This is a genomic window from Bacillus sp. AFS017336, from assembly GCF_002555445.1.
Classification (GTDB): Bacteria; Bacillota; Bacilli; order Bacillales; family Bacillaceae_G; genus Gottfriedia.
Window position 1 is genome coordinate 1 of record NZ_NUCO01000034.1, and the last position, 15,654, is coordinate 15,654.

Below are 15,654 nucleotides of genomic sequence, written 5' to 3' on the forward strand. Positions count from 1 at the left end.
TCATGAGTAAGTAAAACAGCCAAAAGAAGAAAAAGTGTTACTCATAAAAGGCTCATGAGTAAGTAAAACAGCCAAAAGAAGAAAAAGTGTTACTCATAGAAGCTTCATGAGTAAGTAAAACAGCCAAAAGAAGAAAAAGTGTTACTCATAAAGGATCGGGCGTTTTTTGCCCGGTTTTTCTTAATTAGTAAATCTGAGGTTATTCAAAACGTGACTGTTACTCTATTTTTATAGTTTAACCAATCGAAGAGTTTCTTTATCTTAACTTTCGAACATTCATAAGCCTTCGGCAAAATGTGATATAATATGCAAAGAATGTTTTTTGATGGAGAGGATAAAATGGCAACATATACGCCAATGATTGAGCAATATTTAAATATAAAGAAAAATTACCAGGATGCTTTTTTATTTTTTAGACTTGGCGATTTTTATGAAATGTTTTTTGAGGATGCGATAAAAGCATCTCAAGTTTTGGAAATAACACTAACAGGGCGAGCAGGTGGTACTGAAGAGCGAATTCCAATGTGTGGTGTTCCTTTTCATGCAGCTGCTGGATATATAGAACAATTAGTAGAAAAAGGTTACAAAGTAGCAATATGTGAACAAGTTGAGGATCCAACGGTCGCTAAAGGAGTAGTAAAAAGAGAGGTAGTTCAATTAATTACTCCTGGTACGCAAATGGAAGGTAGATCAATTGATGAGAAGCAGAACCATTATATCTCAACATTAACGGAAGTTTCTAAAACTTCATATGCATTAGTTTGGATTGATTTAACGACTGGTGAAGGGAATGCCTTATTACTTAGCGGGTCATTAGAGGAAGCAATCTTAAAAATTGCAGCAACTGGAACGAAAGAAGTTGTCGTACATGATGATTTTTCATCTAAAGCGATTCAAACTCTTGAAAAGAGCTTCTCAATTACAGTTTCTTTTGAATCAAATGATCGTTTACTAGAGGAATTTACAGATGTTGTAAATTCGATTGATCAAACAAGTTTAAAAGCAACAGCTGCTAGACTATTAAATTATTTATCAAAAACGCAAAAACGAACACTTTCACATCTTCAAGAAATCGTTGTGATTAATCAACATGATTTTTTAAATATGGACATGTATTCAATGAGAAATCTTGAGTTAGTTGAAACTCAGCGTTCAAAAAACAAACAAGGTTCTTTGAATTGGTTATTAGATGAAACGAAAACAGCAATGGGTGGACGTTTGCTAAAAAAATGGATTCAACGTCCGTTAGTAAATGCGAATCAAATCAATGACCGTTTAACAATTGTTGAATTGCTAATGGAAAACTATTTTATTCGAGAAGATCTCAAGGAATTATTAAAAGATGTATATGATTTAGAACGCTTAGCTGGTAAAGTTTCATTTGGCAATGTAAATGCTAGAGATTTATTGCAATTAAAACGTTCACTTCAAACAGTCCCTTCAATTATTCATGTCTTGAAATCAATAAATCACGAAAGCATTGACAAGCTAATTACGAATATTGACCCATGTGAAGACCTTCAAATTATTTTAGAAAACGCAATTATTGAAGAGGCTCCACTATCGATTAAAGAAGGTAACATCATAAAAGATGGTTTTAATAAAACATTAGATGAGTATCGTTTTGTGAGTAAGAACGGTAAAAACTGGTTAATGGAACTTGAGCAACGAGAAAGAGAAATTACTGGGATTAAATCATTAAAAATTGGATATAATCGTATTTTTGGTTACTATATTGAAGTAACTAGATCAAATATTAGTCAAATTCCAGAAGGACGATATGAGCGTAAACAAACTTTAGCAAATGCAGAGCGATTTATAACTGAAGAGTTAAAAGAAAAAGAGACAATGATTCTTGAAGCTGAAGAAAAAATGATTGGTTTAGAATATGAGTTGTTTCTTTCAATTAGAGAACAAGTAAAACAATATTTATCAAGACTTCAAACATTAGGACAAGTCATTAGTCAAATTGATGTACTACAAAGTTTTTCTGTAGTAAGTGAAAAAAATGGATATGTAAGACCAACGTTTACGGCTGATCGAGAATATATCGTGAAGAATGGAAGACATCCGGTAGTTGAAAAAGTATTACATGGTTCAGAATATATTCCTAACGATACAAATTTCGAGGTTGATACACATCAATTTTTAATTACTGGACCGAATATGGCCGGTAAAAGTACGTATATGAAACAAGTAGCTTTAATAAGTGTCTTGGCTCAAATTGGATGTTACGTTCCTGCTGATTATGCAAAATTACCTGTTTTTGATCAAATATTTACTCGAATTGGAGCAGCGGATGATTTAATCTCCGGTCAGAGTACATTTATGGTCGAAATGTTAGAAGCTAATTATGCGATTACGAATGCAACTGAAAAGAGTTTAATCTTATTTGATGAAATTGGTAGGGGTACATCGACATACGATGGAATGGCTTTAGCACAAGCGATGATCGAATATATACATGATCATATCGGAGCAAAAACTCTTTTTTCTACTCACTACCATGAATTGACGGTATTAGCTAATCAGCTTAAGTTTTTGAAAAACATTCACGTAGCAGCAAAAGAGCAAGATGGAAAGGTATTATTCCTTCATAAAATCTTTGAGGGAGCTGCTGACCAAAGCTATGGTATACATGTAGCTGAATTAGCAAATCTTCCGCAAGATGTAATCATTCGAGCAAAAGAATTATTAAAGGATTTAGAATCAAATAATCATTCTTTTGTTAAAGAAGATATCGAAAATACAGAACAAGTTATTATAAAAAAGCAAGGAACTAAAAAAGATATTGTTCAAACATCCGACAAAGAAGATATAGGATCTCAATTAAGCTTATTTGATGATAATAAACCAAAAGTTAAAGAAGTAATTAAAAGCCATCCAGTGATTGATCAATTAAAAGGAATAAATATTCTAGAGTTAAATCCAATGGAAGCATTTAATTTATTATATGAACTACAAAAGCAAGTGAAAAAATAAAAGAAGGCCAATTGGCCTTTCTTTTTATTAATAGTTAAAATTATGAAAATAGCTTAATGTACTATACCTTTTATTGTATAGTTTATTTAATTAGAGAGGAGGTTCACTAATGTCAAAGATACAGAAGTTAGATGAAATCTTAGCCAATCAAATAGCGGCAGGGGAAGTTGTAGAACGTCCTGCATCAGTTGTAAAGGAATTGCTCGAGAATGCAATTGATGCTACTAGTACACGTATTTCAGTTGAAATTAACGACGGTGGACTCTCACGAATTTTTGTAAGCGATAATGGTGAGGGGATGACAAAGGAAGATAGTATCCTTGCATTTGAGCGTCATGCAACTAGTAAAATAAAAGATGAGAGTGACTTATTTCGAATCCGTACATTAGGCTTCCGTGGTGAAGCATTGCCGAGTATCGCATCTGTTAGTTATGTTACCGTGAAAACATCAACCATAGATGGACCCGGAATTGAAACAATCTTAAAGGGTGGCGTTTTGCAATCTCAAAAAGAAATTGCCAAATCACAAGGGACTAGTATAGAAGTTTCAAATTTATTTTTTAATACACCAGCTAGATTAAAATATATGAGAACTGTTCAAACGGAGTTAAGCAATGTGACGGACGTCGTCTATCGATTAGCATTAGCAAATCCTCAGATCGCATTTGATTTGAAACATAATGATAAACTAATGTTCCGAAGCAATGGAAATGGTGACGCAAGACAAATTCTTGCTTCATTATACGGCCTACAGATTGCTAAAAATATGGTTCATTTTAAAGGGGAGTCACTAGACTTTCAGGTTGAAGGCTATTTATCAATGCCCGAATATACAAGAGCAACTAGAAATTATATTTCACTTTATGTAAATGGAAGATATGTAAAACATTACGGTGTAAATAAATCAATAAGCGAAGGATACCATACATTGCTTCCAATTGGTCGTTTTCCAATCGTAGCGCTATTTATTAAAATGGACCCACAATTAGTAGATGTAAACGTACATCCTACAAAACAAGAAGTTCGTTTCAGTAAAGAAGATCAACTATTTACATTAATTAGTGAAAGTATTAAAAAAGTTTTTAGAGGGCGTTCTCTAATTCCAGAAATAAAGCCAACAGCAACAAAGGAAAAATTATATAGTGAACAATCTACATTTTCTTTTGAACATTCTTCGATAAAAGAAGACGTAGAAAAGAAATTACCATTTTCTCTTCAGGAACGTTTTAATTCAGATCGATCCAATGAAACTAACGAATCAACGATTGAAGAAAGTTCAATTGAATTCGATTCAACCGAAGAAATTGATTCATCAACACCGATCGATTACGAGAGTCTTTATTTTGAAAAACAAATCGTTAATAAAGACGAAAATTATTCGAATTTAGTGAATCAAGAAGATAAATCAAATATAGAAGAAACCGTAATCGTTAAAGAAGAAGTATATGATGAGCAAAATATTGACCAATTACCTCCTCTATATCCAATTGGACAAATGCATGGTACTTATATAATCGCTCAAAATGAAAAAGGCTTATATTTAATCGACCAGCATGCTGCCCAAGAACGTGTTTATTATGAATATTTTAAAGAAAAAATAGGTGAAGTTGCATCAGAACTACAAACTTTATTAATTCCAATTACATTTGATGTCTCACCAGAGCAAGCTATTTTATTAGATCAATACCATGATGAACTAATGGAAGTTGGACTGTTTATCGAGAAATTCGGATCTAATAGTTATGTCATTCGAGAGCATCCAAATTGGTTTCCAGAAGGGCAAGAAGATACTTTAATCGATGAAATGATTCAAGAATTATTAAAACGCGGAACAATTAACATAAAAAAACTACGTGAAGAAAAAGCCATCATGATGAGCTGTAAAGCTTCAATAAAAGCAAATCACTATATCACAAACGATGAAATTTTTAGTTTATTAGAATCGTTAAGAAAATCAAGCAATCCATTTACATGTCCACATGGTCGTCCAATCGTCATCCATTTTAGTTCGTATGAACTTGAAAAAATGTTTAAACGTGTAATGTAAGCTGTAGGTCAATGAAGTGTGAAACATGAAATAACTTATACCTTGAAATACTTAAGGATAGTTAGAAAATCTAACTATCCTTTTTATTCGTTAATTAGCACAAATTAATATTCATTAAGATTAATTCAATTCAAATTAAATAGTGCGAAATCAGTTTGTTTTATACATTTGTGTTTGCTAAAATTGATTAGGTAGTAAAATTATCCAGTAGAGGATATGTTATAATGATTAATAAAATCGGTAAAGTTACTGTTTATGTAGAAGATCAAGAGCAAGCAAAAGATTTTTGGATTAATAAAATAGGATTTGTTCTAAAAATAGAAATGCCCATGGGGCCAGATGCAAAATGGATTGAAGTAGGTCCAAGTGAAAGTGAATTTACTACACTAGTTCTTTACTCTAAATCTTCGATGGAACAATTTAAACCAGATAAAATATCTCATCCATCTGTTCTTTTTAGTACAACGGATATTGATGCTGCTTATGAAAAAATGAAACAAAACGGAGTAAAAGTTGATGATCTTATGAAAATGCCATACGGTTCAATGTTTAATTTCTACGATCAAGATGGTAATGATTATTTATTAAGAGAAGACAAATAATACATAATATAGAAAAAGAGTTGATTCCAAAAAGGAAACAACTCTTTTTTTCTTAAATTAAACGATCAAATTTAATTCGTTTATTTAAATAGTACATAATTGGTATACCAATTACCATCACTACAAATTCACCAATTGCTGTTGTTAAATAAGTCATTGGGAACGGAAATCCAAGTGCTAACTTCAATTCGAATGCAATTATGAACATAGTCACTGTAAATACAATCGTATTAATAATCATTCTTGGAATAATACCTTTAATAAACTTTGCTGTTGCAATCGTAATTAATAAAGAAATAATCGATTGGGCAACACCAAAAGTTAAATCATATACGGGCATTGGGGAAAAGAAAAAATTTGCTAAAATAACGCCTAAAACTACCCCATAAATGTACTTTTTATTAAAAACGACTAAATGATTGAACATTTCAGATACACGAAATTGAATATTCGTAAACCCGAATGGCTGAATAAAGTATGTAACTGCAATATAAAGTGCAGCAAATACTCCATTAACGGTAATTGTCTTTATCTTCATTTTGTTTCTCCTTAGTTTTTTTCCGTGGGAGGTTTTCGAACCACGTAAATTTTACACGTAAGAATAAATATTAAACCGAAAATTGTTTTTAGTCAATAATAAATAAAAAGTAATTGTGAAAGAAGTTCAAAAAAATACTTTATAAAATTTATTATACTGATATAATTAGAAATGAGTATAAATATTTAATTCAACTTTAACTGAAAAGGACTGACATCATGACAATTCCTTCTAACCCATATATATTAGTATTTGGTGTTTCCATATGCGATATTATTGGTTTTACGAAAAAGAACTATCGCCCCTATGACTCAAACCCGGGTAGTGTAAAAGTATCATTTGGTGGTGTTTGCCGCAATATTGCAGAAAATATGGCAAAGGTCAATTTAAATACAAAATTTATATCAGTAATTGGCGATGACATAAATGGTATGAACATGTTAAATCATGCAAAAAATATGAACATTGATATGGAAGATACATTAATTATTAAAGGTGAATCTACCCCAACATATTTAGCTATTTTAAATGAAAGCGGAGAAATGGTCTCTGCAGTAGTGGATTTAGATATAACAAACAATTTTACAAAAGAGTTTATCGACACTAAAGAAGAAGTTATACGAAATGCTGAATATATGGTAGTAGATGCAGATAACCCAAGTACTTTAGCTTATTTATTAACAAATTTTCATAATGAAACAAAATTTATTTTAGATCCCGTATCTGCCTCAAAAGCTTCAAAAATTAGAGATTATATTAAATATTTTCATACAATTAAACCAAATCGCCATGAAGCTGAAGTATTGGCTGGATTTGAAATTACTTCAGTTGAAGATGTACGCAAAGCTGGTAGATATTTTAGAGAACTAGGTGTAACAAATGTTTTCATTAGTTTAGATGCAGAAGGAATTTATTATAATAATGGAATAGAAGAAGGAATTGTTCAAGTAGATGGAGTATCTGTTGTTAATGTAACAGGAGCGGGTGATGCATTAGTAGCAGGTATTGGATATGGCTATATGAATAATATGAGCATTGTTGATACAGTTAAATATTCTGTTTCAATGTCTACTATTACAATTTCACATGTAGATACGATTAATCCAAATATGTGTTGTAATGTTGTTGAACATCATATTAATGAAATAAATTGGGTAGAAATGCAATTTTAGATGAGAACCTTTTGTTGGGTTCTTTTTTTTATATGAATGTGGATCTAAAAAAAGTAAGTGAGGATGGAAATGAAATTAGAGAAGTGTAAATATGGTCAGTGGAGCATAGAGATCAATTTAGCCTGCAAATAAAATTAAATAGAGTGCAAATAAGTTCTGTGAAGCTGCAAATAAACTTGGATCTGCAAATAAAATTAGTGAAAGTGCAATTAAAATTGGGGAAAGTGCAAATAAAAATAGTGAAAGTGCAATTAAAATTGGGGAAAGTGCAAATAAAAGTAGTGAAAGTGCAATTAAAATTGGAGAAACTGCAAATAAAAATAGTGAAACTGCAAATAAAAACAATATAACTGCAAATAAACCTCGTATTACTATTAAACAAGCTGAAATCAGTCAAAAAAGTCATTAAATCGAACCAAAAAAGTAATGTTTCTCAACAAATTGGATCAACTAACACCCAAATACAAAAAAGAACCTCGCTCAATGCAAGGTTCTTTTCAACATTAAAGAGATCGTACTAAAATATCTCTAGCACTCTCCTTATCTAAAATTTTGTAGCCGCCAACTACAGGTTTTACAAATGATTTTTCTACTAGTTCATCTAAACGTGAGTCATCAATTTGATAATCTGCTAAACGGCTTGGAGCACCGATTGAATTCCAAAAACTTCTTAGAGCTTGGATTCCTTCTTCTGCAATTTGTTCTGTTGTCTTTCCTTCTTGAGAAATTCCAAGAACATTTGTAGCAAGCATTTTAATTCTGCTCGGATCGTAGTCTAGACAGTGACTTAACCAATTAGGGAAAATGATTGCTAATCCTCCGCCGTGAGGAATATCGTAAATGGCAGATACTGCATGCTCAATTTGATGAGAAGCCCAGTCGCCACCATCTGTACCATTTAATAAAGTATCATTGAAGGCTGTTGTACCAGCATACATAATCGTTTCACGTAAATCATAGTTTTCTAAATCATTTACAAGCTTACCGCCAGCTTCGATCACTGTGATTAATAAACTTTCAATAAAACGATCAATCATCGGTGTATTACTGACACGGTGGAAATATTGCTCTAAAGCATGCGACATAATATCAACAATGCCATAGATTGTTTGATCCAAAGGAACAGAGAATGTATAAGTAGGATCTAATATTGAAAATTTAGGAAAAACTAACGAATTACTCCATCCTCTTTTTTCATTTACTTCCATATTAGAAATTACTGATGTGCAGTTCATTTCCGAACCAGTTGCAGCTAATGTTAAAACAGTCCCAAAAGGAGTTGCACTAGTTGGTTGGGACTTTCTTGTAATGATATCCCAAACATTCCCTTCATATGGAATACCAATTGCAATCGCTTTAACACAATCAATTACACTTCCGCCACCCACAGCTAAAATAAAATCAATTTCTTCATCACGACAAATTTGAATACCTTTTTCGACTGTTGTAAGTCTCGGATTAGGTTCAACACCAGAAAGTTCAAAAATTGTTTTACTACTTAGTTGGTTTATTACATCATCGTATACACCATTACTTTTAATACTTCCGCCACCATAAACGACAAGTATACGATTAAAATCTCGTACTTCATTTGCTAGTTGTTCAATTTGATTTTTCCCAAACCATAATTTAGTTGGGTTATGTTGTAAAAATGGAATCAATGCCTTACTCCTTCTAATGCTAATTACTTATTTTTTAATGTACTATTTAATAATTCCGCTTGTTGAATTGCTAAATGGTCTTCTAAAATTGCTCCTGGTGAACTTCCTTCGCCAATAATATATCCTTCAAAAGTTGCTCCAACAAATTCAAAGATATGTTTAAATTGTAAAATCAATGGTAAAGCCTTTATTTTCGGCTGATCTCCACCAACAATGACAACATACATTTTTTTATTTTTAATTTTTTCACTGAAATGTAGATCTTTATTACGAAGACTTTGAGACCAACGATCGATGAAGTTTTTCATGTATCCGCTCATACCATACCAATATAATGGAGTTGAAAAAATAATCGTATCATGCTCTAGCATTTCTTTTATGATTTCCTCATAATCATCATCAATTGTTTGGAATCCAGATGGCTCATGTCTTTGGTCGTTAATTGCCATAATATTTTTATGACGTAAATGTACTTCTGTCTTGTTCATTTCTTTTGTCATTAGATTTGTAAGTTGCTCTGTATTTCCATTTTCTCTTGAACTTCCATGAATGATAAACATATTGACACACTCCTTTTTATACAAAAATAATATTGTTATTATGAATGATAACAAACTTAAAATAAAGTACGCACTAAAAAGTGCCTATAAATTGAAATGTCAATCGGGCAAATCGTACTAGGTTTAAATTCTTTAAAACTAATAAAAATTTGAACTATAAAATATTTATATGCTATATTTTATGAACAATTTATTATTGACTCCAAAATAAGTGATAGGACTAAAGTTGTGAATTCTAACTAGTTTGGGGATTTTTGAGTTTTCATTAGAACTAAATAAGTTGAATAAAATAACTTAAATTATAATTAAATAGTAATTAGAAATTATGGAGGATATATGAAAGAATATAATATGCCAATTGAAGCAGCAATAGAAGTAATAGGTGGTAAGTGGAAATGTATCATACTTTGTCACTTAGAAACTGGGAAGAAAAGAACGAATGAATTAAGAAAATTAATGCCCAAAATAACGCAGAAAATGTTAACGCAGCAATTAAGAGAATTAGAGGCGGATGGACTGATTAATCGTATTGCTTATGATCAAATTCCACCAAAAGTAGAATATGAATTAAATGAATACGGAAAATCAATGAAACCGATTTTGGATCTTTTATGTGCGTGGGGCGGAAATCATCTAATGAAAAACAAACCGAATTAAAGTTATAGTTAAAAAATTTAGAAACAACAAAAAATTTATTTAATTATAAATTTAATGAAGGAATTTAAAAAGAAGTGTAGAAATAATTAATTATAGACTACTATATAAATGTGAAATCGATTCATAAAACAGTCGATCCATTAATATAGTAGTAAAGATTGTGTGTTCGTTAAGGTATTTCTCATATATACTAAAATGATTTTCTTGGCGAATCGTCATCCTTGTTAAGATTTTTTTTTATGTAGTTTATTTGTTTTGTAAGCGTTTACTTAACGCTCTTACATAGTTTTTTTCTTTACAAATATCGTAATTTATAGGGGGAAATTAAAATGAAACAAGATGAATTAAAACAAGCAAATACTAGCTATGATGTTTTTCCAGTACAAGATGTACATCATTTAGAATTATATGTAGGTAATGCGAAACAAACAGCGTATTTCTTTGCAAACACTTTTGGATTTACACCAGTAGCTTACTCAGGTTTAGAAACAAAAGTACGTGATAAAGTTTCTTACGTGTTAAAAAATGGAACAATCCGTTTAGTAATTACTGGATCTTTAAAAGAAGATACTAAAATTGCTGAGTTTATTAAAAAACATGGCGATGGCGTAAAAGATATCGCTTTAGTAGTTGATGATATTGAAATAGCATACCAAGGTGCAGTAAGCCGTGGAGCGATTAAAATTTTACCTCCAACTGAAATTAGTGATGAACACGGTACAGTTAAAAAAGCTGTAATTGGAACATATGGCGATACAATTCATACATTAATCGAAAAAGGCGACTACAATGGTCCTTTCTTACCAGGATTTAAAGATCGTGCTTTCACAATTCCAGTAAATGAAACTGGTTTAATTGCACTTGACCATGTTGTTGGAAATGTTGAAAGTATGGATGAGTGGGTTTCTTATTATGAAAAAGTAATGGGCTTCCAGTCAATGATCCACTTTGATGATGACGATATTAGCACTGAGTATTCTGCATTAATGTCAAAAGTTATGACAAATGGTAGCAGAATTAAATTCCCAATCAATGAGCCAGCTGAAGGTAAAAAGAAATCACAAATTCAAGAGTATTTAGACTTTAACAATGGACCAGGTGTTCAACATATTGCTTTATTAACTGAGGATATTGTTGATACTGTTACTAAACTTAAAGCGTTAGGTGTAGAATTCTTAAAAACACCAGATACGTATTATGATATGTTATCAGAGCGCGTTGGAACAATTGATGAAGATATGGAGAAATTAAGAGAATTAAAGATTTTAGTTGACCGTGATGATGAAGGGTATTTATTACAAATCTTTACTCGTCCAATCGTAGACCGTCCAACTTTATTTATTGAAATCATTCAACGTAAAGGTGCAAGAGGTTTCGGTGATGGTAACTTCAAAGCATTATTCGAGTCAATCGAGCGTGAGCAAGAACTTCGAGGAAATCTATAAGGAGTTGTAACAATGGAAATTAGACCCGATACTTTACCATGGCAAGATGCTTATAAACTGTTAATTGGTTCAGTGTTGCCTCGTCCGATTGCATTTGTTTCAACTGTAAACTCAGAAGGTGTAGCGAATGTTGCACCTTTTAGTTTCTTTACAGCGATTTGTGCTGACCCGATGTTAGTGTGCTTTGCACCAATGATTAGAGGTACAGACGGCGAGAAAAAAGACACTTTAAAAAATATTGAACTAACAAAAAAATTCATTATTAATATTGTAAGCGAAGAAATTTGTGAGCAGGTTAATAATGCTGCTGTAGATTTTCCATATGGTGTAGATGAATTTGAACAAGTTGGACTTACAAAAGTTGAAGGGACAACTGTACAAGTTCCTCGAGTAAAAGAAAGTTTAGTAGGACTAGAATGTGAGCTTCATGAGCTATTACATTTTGGTGAGAACAAAGGCGCAGGAAGTTTAGTAATTGGTAAAGTTGTTAATGTTCATATAAATGATGAATTATATGAAAATGGCAAAATCAATTCCGAAAAGCTAAATCCAGTAGGACGCCTTGCTGGACATTCATACACTCGTGCTATTTCCGATACTTTTGCAATTGAAAGAAAAAGGTGAAGGCATGAAATTTATTACTTTTCAATATGATGGTAAAGAGCGAGCAGGATTATTAGTTGAAGATCAAGTAATCGATTTAAATCAAGCTAGTAATGGAAGAATACCTGTTGATTTATTATCGATACTAGAAAACTACGATTTATATAAAAATGAAATTGCAGAATTAACAGGAGAAGGTATTCCACTTTCTTCTGTTCAATTGCGAGCACCATTACCAAGACCACAAAGTATTCGAGATTTTTATGCCTTTGAAGAGCATGTTAAAACTGCTCGCGGTAGAAGAGGATTAGAAATGATACCTGAATGGTATGAAGTACCAGTTTTCTATTTTACAAATCACCGTGCAGTCGTTGGACCAGATGATCTTGTTAGCATTCCAGCTAATAGCAAAAAGATGGATTTTGAACTTGAAATTGCTTGTATCATTGGCAAAGAAGGAAAAGATATCTCAGTTGAGGAAGCTGATGATTACATTCTTGGCTATACAATATTAAATGACTGGAGTGCAAGAGATATTCAAGCACATGAAGTCAAGGTAGGATTAGGTCCTTCTAAAGGTAAAGATTTTGCAACTTCAATTGGACCTTGGATTGTAACAAAAGATGAATTAGAACAATATAGAACGGATAAAAGCTATGATTTGAGGATGACTGCTTCAGTAAATGGAAACGTTATTTCTAGTGGTAATTTTTCAACAATTTATTATTCAATCCCAGAATTAATTGCTCATGCTTCAAAAAATGTAAAGCTATACCCTGGTGATGTCATCGGCTCAGGAACTGTCGGAACAGGATGTATTCTTGAACTTGGTGAAGAGAAGCATCGTTGGCTAGAAGATGGAGACGAAGTTGAGTTAAGTATTACTGGATTAGGAACTTTACGAAATACTGTTAGAAAGTGAGGGGGAGCTTGTGTATTATCGTAGTTTAGGTAAGATTCCAAAGAAAAGGCATATTCAATTTCGAAAAGAAGATGGAACATTATATAGAGAACAAGTGATGGGTACAAAAGGATTTTCAGGCACCCAATCAATTTTATATCATAACCATATGCCAACTTCAGTTAGTGAAACATCTTTTTATAAATCAATTCAAATTGAATTTGAAGAACAGTCTTCATTACAGCATCGCCATATTCGAACTAGTAATTTAGAACGTACAGGTGATGCATTAGAAGGTAGAGTTTATGTTCTAGGAAACGCAGACTTATTAATCTCAGTTGCTAATGTAACTGAAGAAAGTCGTCATTTTTATCGAAATGGTGAAGGCGATGAAATGTTTTTCGTCCATTACGGCTCTGGTGAAGTTCAAACAATGTTTGGAACAATCACATATCGTAAAGGGGACTATATCATGATCCCTATTGGGACGATCTACAAAGTAGTTCCTAATGATGATACAAAGCTATTAATTGTAGAGTCAAATAGCCAATTAACAACTCCAAAGCGTTATCGAAATGAATATGGTCAAATGCTTGAGCATAGCCCATTTTGTGAACGTGATTTTAGAGGGCCAGAAACATTAGAAACATTTGATGAAAAAGGTGAGTTTACTGTTCTAACTAGAGCAAGAGGCAATCTTTACAAACATGTTTTAACACATCATCCTTTTGATGTAGTAGGATGGGATGGGTATTTATATCCATGGGCATTTAATATTGAAGATTTCGAACCGATTACGGGTAGAATTCATCAGCCGCCACCAGTACATCAAACATTCGAAGGACATAATTTTGTAGTTTGCTCATTTGTTCCTAGAATGTATGATTATCACCCAGAAGCAATTCCTGCACCATATGTTCACAGTAATGTAAACAGTGATGAAGTACTTTACTATGTTGAAGGTAACTTTATGAGTAGAAAAGGAATTGAACAAGAATCAATTACTTTACACCCATCAGGTATTCCACATGGACCACATCCAGGTAAAGTAGAAGGTAGTATTGGTAAAAAAGAAACATTAGAACTAGCAGTTATGATTGATACATTTAGACCGTTATACGTTGTAAAAGAAGCACATCAATATGAAGATCCGGCTTATATGGGTAGCTGGATTGAAAAGTAGAGTCTTTTGATTCTACTTTTTATTTGAATTTTGAAAGCTATAATGTTTACTGTCTCGAGTGAAGTTTAAGCTTCATCGGAAATAGATAATTTGAAATATTCTTAAATCATAACACTAGATTAATAGCTTAAATATATGATAAACTGACAACATTATACAAAAATTTGAATAAAGGGAGAAATTAGCATGTACGTGAAACCGCAAATTTTGACACTTCAAGCATACACACCAGGAAAACCAAGTGAAGTAGTCATGAGAGAATATGGTCTAGACAAAGTAGTAAAACTTGCATCAAATGAAAATCCATTCGGATGTTCCCCTAAAGTTTTTGAAGAGCTACGTAATGTAGTTAGTAAGTTTGCAATCTATCCAGATGGTGCAACAGAAGAAATCAGTAAGAAATTAGCAAATTTCTTAAATATACAACCAAATCAATTAATATTCGGAAGTGGTGCTGACGAAGTAATTCAAATCATTAGTCGATCTTTATTAACGAATGAACATAATATTGTACAAGCTTCTCAAACATTCTCACAATATGCTCACCATGCAGTTATTGAAGGAGCTGAAGTTAGAGCTGTTCCTTTAGTGAATGGTGTACACGATTTAGATGCAATGCTTGCAGAAGTAGATACGAATACTAAAATTGTTTGGATTTGTAATCCAAATAACCCAACAGGTACATATATTGGTAGCCGTAAACTAGCAGAATTTTTAGAAAAAGTACCAAGCAATACTTTTGTAGTTGTTGATGAAGCTTACGTTGAATACGTATCAGCATCAGATTTCCCTGATACAATTTCTTTATTAAATAAATTTGATAATCTTATTGTATTAAGAACATTCTCAAAAGCATATGGTCTAGCATCGTTTAGAATCGGTTATGGTATCGCAAATAGTAAATTAATTGAAGAATTAAATATCGCAAGACTTCCTTTCAACACTTCAATGCTATCTCAAGTTGCAGCATTAGCAGCACTTGATGACCAAGTATTTATTAAAAACTGTGTTGAACAAAATAAAAAAGGTATGGAACAATATGAAGAATTTTTCAATAGTTATGGCGTAGAATTCTATCCATCTCAAGCTAACTTTATATTCGTACCAACTGAAAATAGCCAAGAAATCTTTAAAGATCTTGAATCAAAAGGTTATATTATCCGTGCTTTCCCTAATGGAATCCGAATTACAATCGGAACAGCTGCTGAAAATGAAGGACTAATATTACATTTGAAGCCAACATTAACGAAAAATATTTCTACAATCTAATTCATTAAAAAATCGTCATTTGAAAAAGTGACGA

Annotated in this window: 14 protein-coding genes and 1 riboswitch; of the genes, 10 read left to right on the plus strand and 4 right to left on the minus strand. The window is 32.1% G+C overall.

The window, feature by feature from the left end:
- The first annotated feature begins 339 nt into the window (after positions 1-339).
- The 3 genes from mutS to CN601_RS19190 all read left to right on the plus strand — a co-directional run bounded on the left by mutS (position 340) and on the right by CN601_RS19190 (position 5,631).
- A complete protein-coding gene (mutS, locus tag CN601_RS19180; protein ID WP_098171994.1) occupies positions 340-2,982 on the plus strand; it encodes a DNA mismatch repair protein MutS in 2,643 nt (880 codons plus the stop codon).
- A 109-nt stretch (positions 2,983-3,091) separates the two neighbouring features.
- On the plus strand, positions 3,092-5,029 hold the full coding sequence (gene mutL / locus CN601_RS19185; RefSeq protein WP_098171995.1) for a DNA mismatch repair endonuclease MutL: 1,938 nt from the start codon (positions 3,092-3,094) through the stop codon (positions 5,027-5,029).
- 224 nt (positions 5,030-5,253) lie between these two features.
- The gene (locus tag CN601_RS19190; protein ID WP_098171996.1) at positions 5,254-5,631 is read left to right on the plus strand and encodes a VOC family protein; all 378 of its coding nucleotides are present in this window, start codon (positions 5,254-5,256) and stop codon (positions 5,629-5,631) included.
- A gap of 52 nt (positions 5,632-5,683) precedes the next feature.
- Here CN601_RS19190 and CN601_RS19195 read toward each other — a convergent pair whose 3' ends face one another.
- Complete coding sequence (locus CN601_RS19195) at positions 5,684-6,169, minus strand: QueT transporter family protein (RefSeq protein ID WP_098171997.1); 486 nt, start codon at positions 6,167-6,169, stop codon at positions 5,684-5,686.
- 5 nt (positions 6,170-6,174) lie between these two features.
- Positions 6,175-6,219: riboswitch (PreQ1 riboswitch) on the minus strand.
- 168 nt (positions 6,220-6,387) lie between these two features.
- Between CN601_RS19195 and CN601_RS19200 the strand changes: the two genes are divergently transcribed.
- Entirely contained in the window at positions 6,388-7,341 is a 954-nt protein-coding gene (locus CN601_RS19200) for a carbohydrate kinase family protein (protein ID WP_098171998.1), read from the plus strand.
- A 117-nt stretch (positions 7,342-7,458) separates the two neighbouring features.
- Here CN601_RS19200 and CN601_RS19205 read toward each other — a convergent pair whose 3' ends face one another.
- The 3 genes from CN601_RS19205 to CN601_RS19215 all read right to left on the minus strand — a co-directional run bounded on the left by CN601_RS19205 (position 7,459) and on the right by CN601_RS19215 (position 9,562).
- Positions 7,459-7,686, minus strand: coding sequence for a hypothetical protein (locus CN601_RS19205; protein ID WP_098171999.1), 228 nt, complete (start codon positions 7,684-7,686; stop codon positions 7,459-7,461).
- Between the two features lie 158 nt (positions 7,687-7,844).
- Entirely contained in the window at positions 7,845-9,002 is a 1,158-nt protein-coding gene (locus tag CN601_RS19210; protein WP_098172000.1) for an iron-containing alcohol dehydrogenase, read from the minus strand.
- Between the two features lie 23 nt (positions 9,003-9,025).
- A complete protein-coding gene (locus CN601_RS19215) occupies positions 9,026-9,562 on the minus strand; it encodes a flavodoxin family protein (protein ID WP_098172001.1) in 537 nt (178 codons plus the stop codon).
- A 336-nt stretch (positions 9,563-9,898) separates the two neighbouring features.
- Here CN601_RS19215 and CN601_RS19220 point away from each other — a divergent pair, with 336 nt between their 5' ends.
- The 6 genes from CN601_RS19220 to hisC all read left to right on the plus strand — a co-directional run bounded on the left by CN601_RS19220 (position 9,899) and on the right by hisC (position 15,620).
- Positions 9,899-10,219 (plus strand): winged helix-turn-helix transcriptional regulator, encoded by a 321-nt coding sequence (locus CN601_RS19220; RefSeq protein ID WP_098172002.1) that lies wholly within the window; start codon positions 9,899-9,901, stop codon positions 10,217-10,219.
- A 329-nt stretch (positions 10,220-10,548) separates the two neighbouring features.
- A complete protein-coding gene (hppD, locus tag CN601_RS19225; protein WP_098172003.1) occupies positions 10,549-11,664 on the plus strand; it encodes a 4-hydroxyphenylpyruvate dioxygenase in 1,116 nt (371 codons plus the stop codon).
- Between the two features lie 12 nt (positions 11,665-11,676).
- Positions 11,677-12,288 carry a flavin reductase family protein gene (locus CN601_RS19230; protein WP_098117421.1) on the plus strand — a complete coding sequence of 204 codons (612 nt, stop codon included), beginning with the start codon at positions 11,677-11,679 and terminating at the stop codon, positions 12,286-12,288.
- A 4-nt stretch (positions 12,289-12,292) separates the two neighbouring features.
- Entirely contained in the window at positions 12,293-13,189 is an 897-nt protein-coding gene (locus CN601_RS19235; protein ID WP_098117420.1) for a fumarylacetoacetate hydrolase family protein, read from the plus strand.
- A 10-nt stretch (positions 13,190-13,199) separates the two neighbouring features.
- Positions 13,200-14,351, plus strand: coding sequence for a homogentisate 1,2-dioxygenase (locus CN601_RS19240; RefSeq protein WP_098172004.1), 1,152 nt, complete (start codon positions 13,200-13,202; stop codon positions 14,349-14,351).
- A 186-nt stretch (positions 14,352-14,537) separates the two neighbouring features.
- Positions 14,538-15,620, plus strand: a complete 1,083-nt coding sequence (gene hisC / locus CN601_RS19245) for a histidinol-phosphate transaminase (protein ID WP_098172005.1) — start codon at positions 14,538-14,540, stop codon at positions 15,618-15,620.
- Positions 15,621-15,654 lie beyond the last annotated feature (34 nt).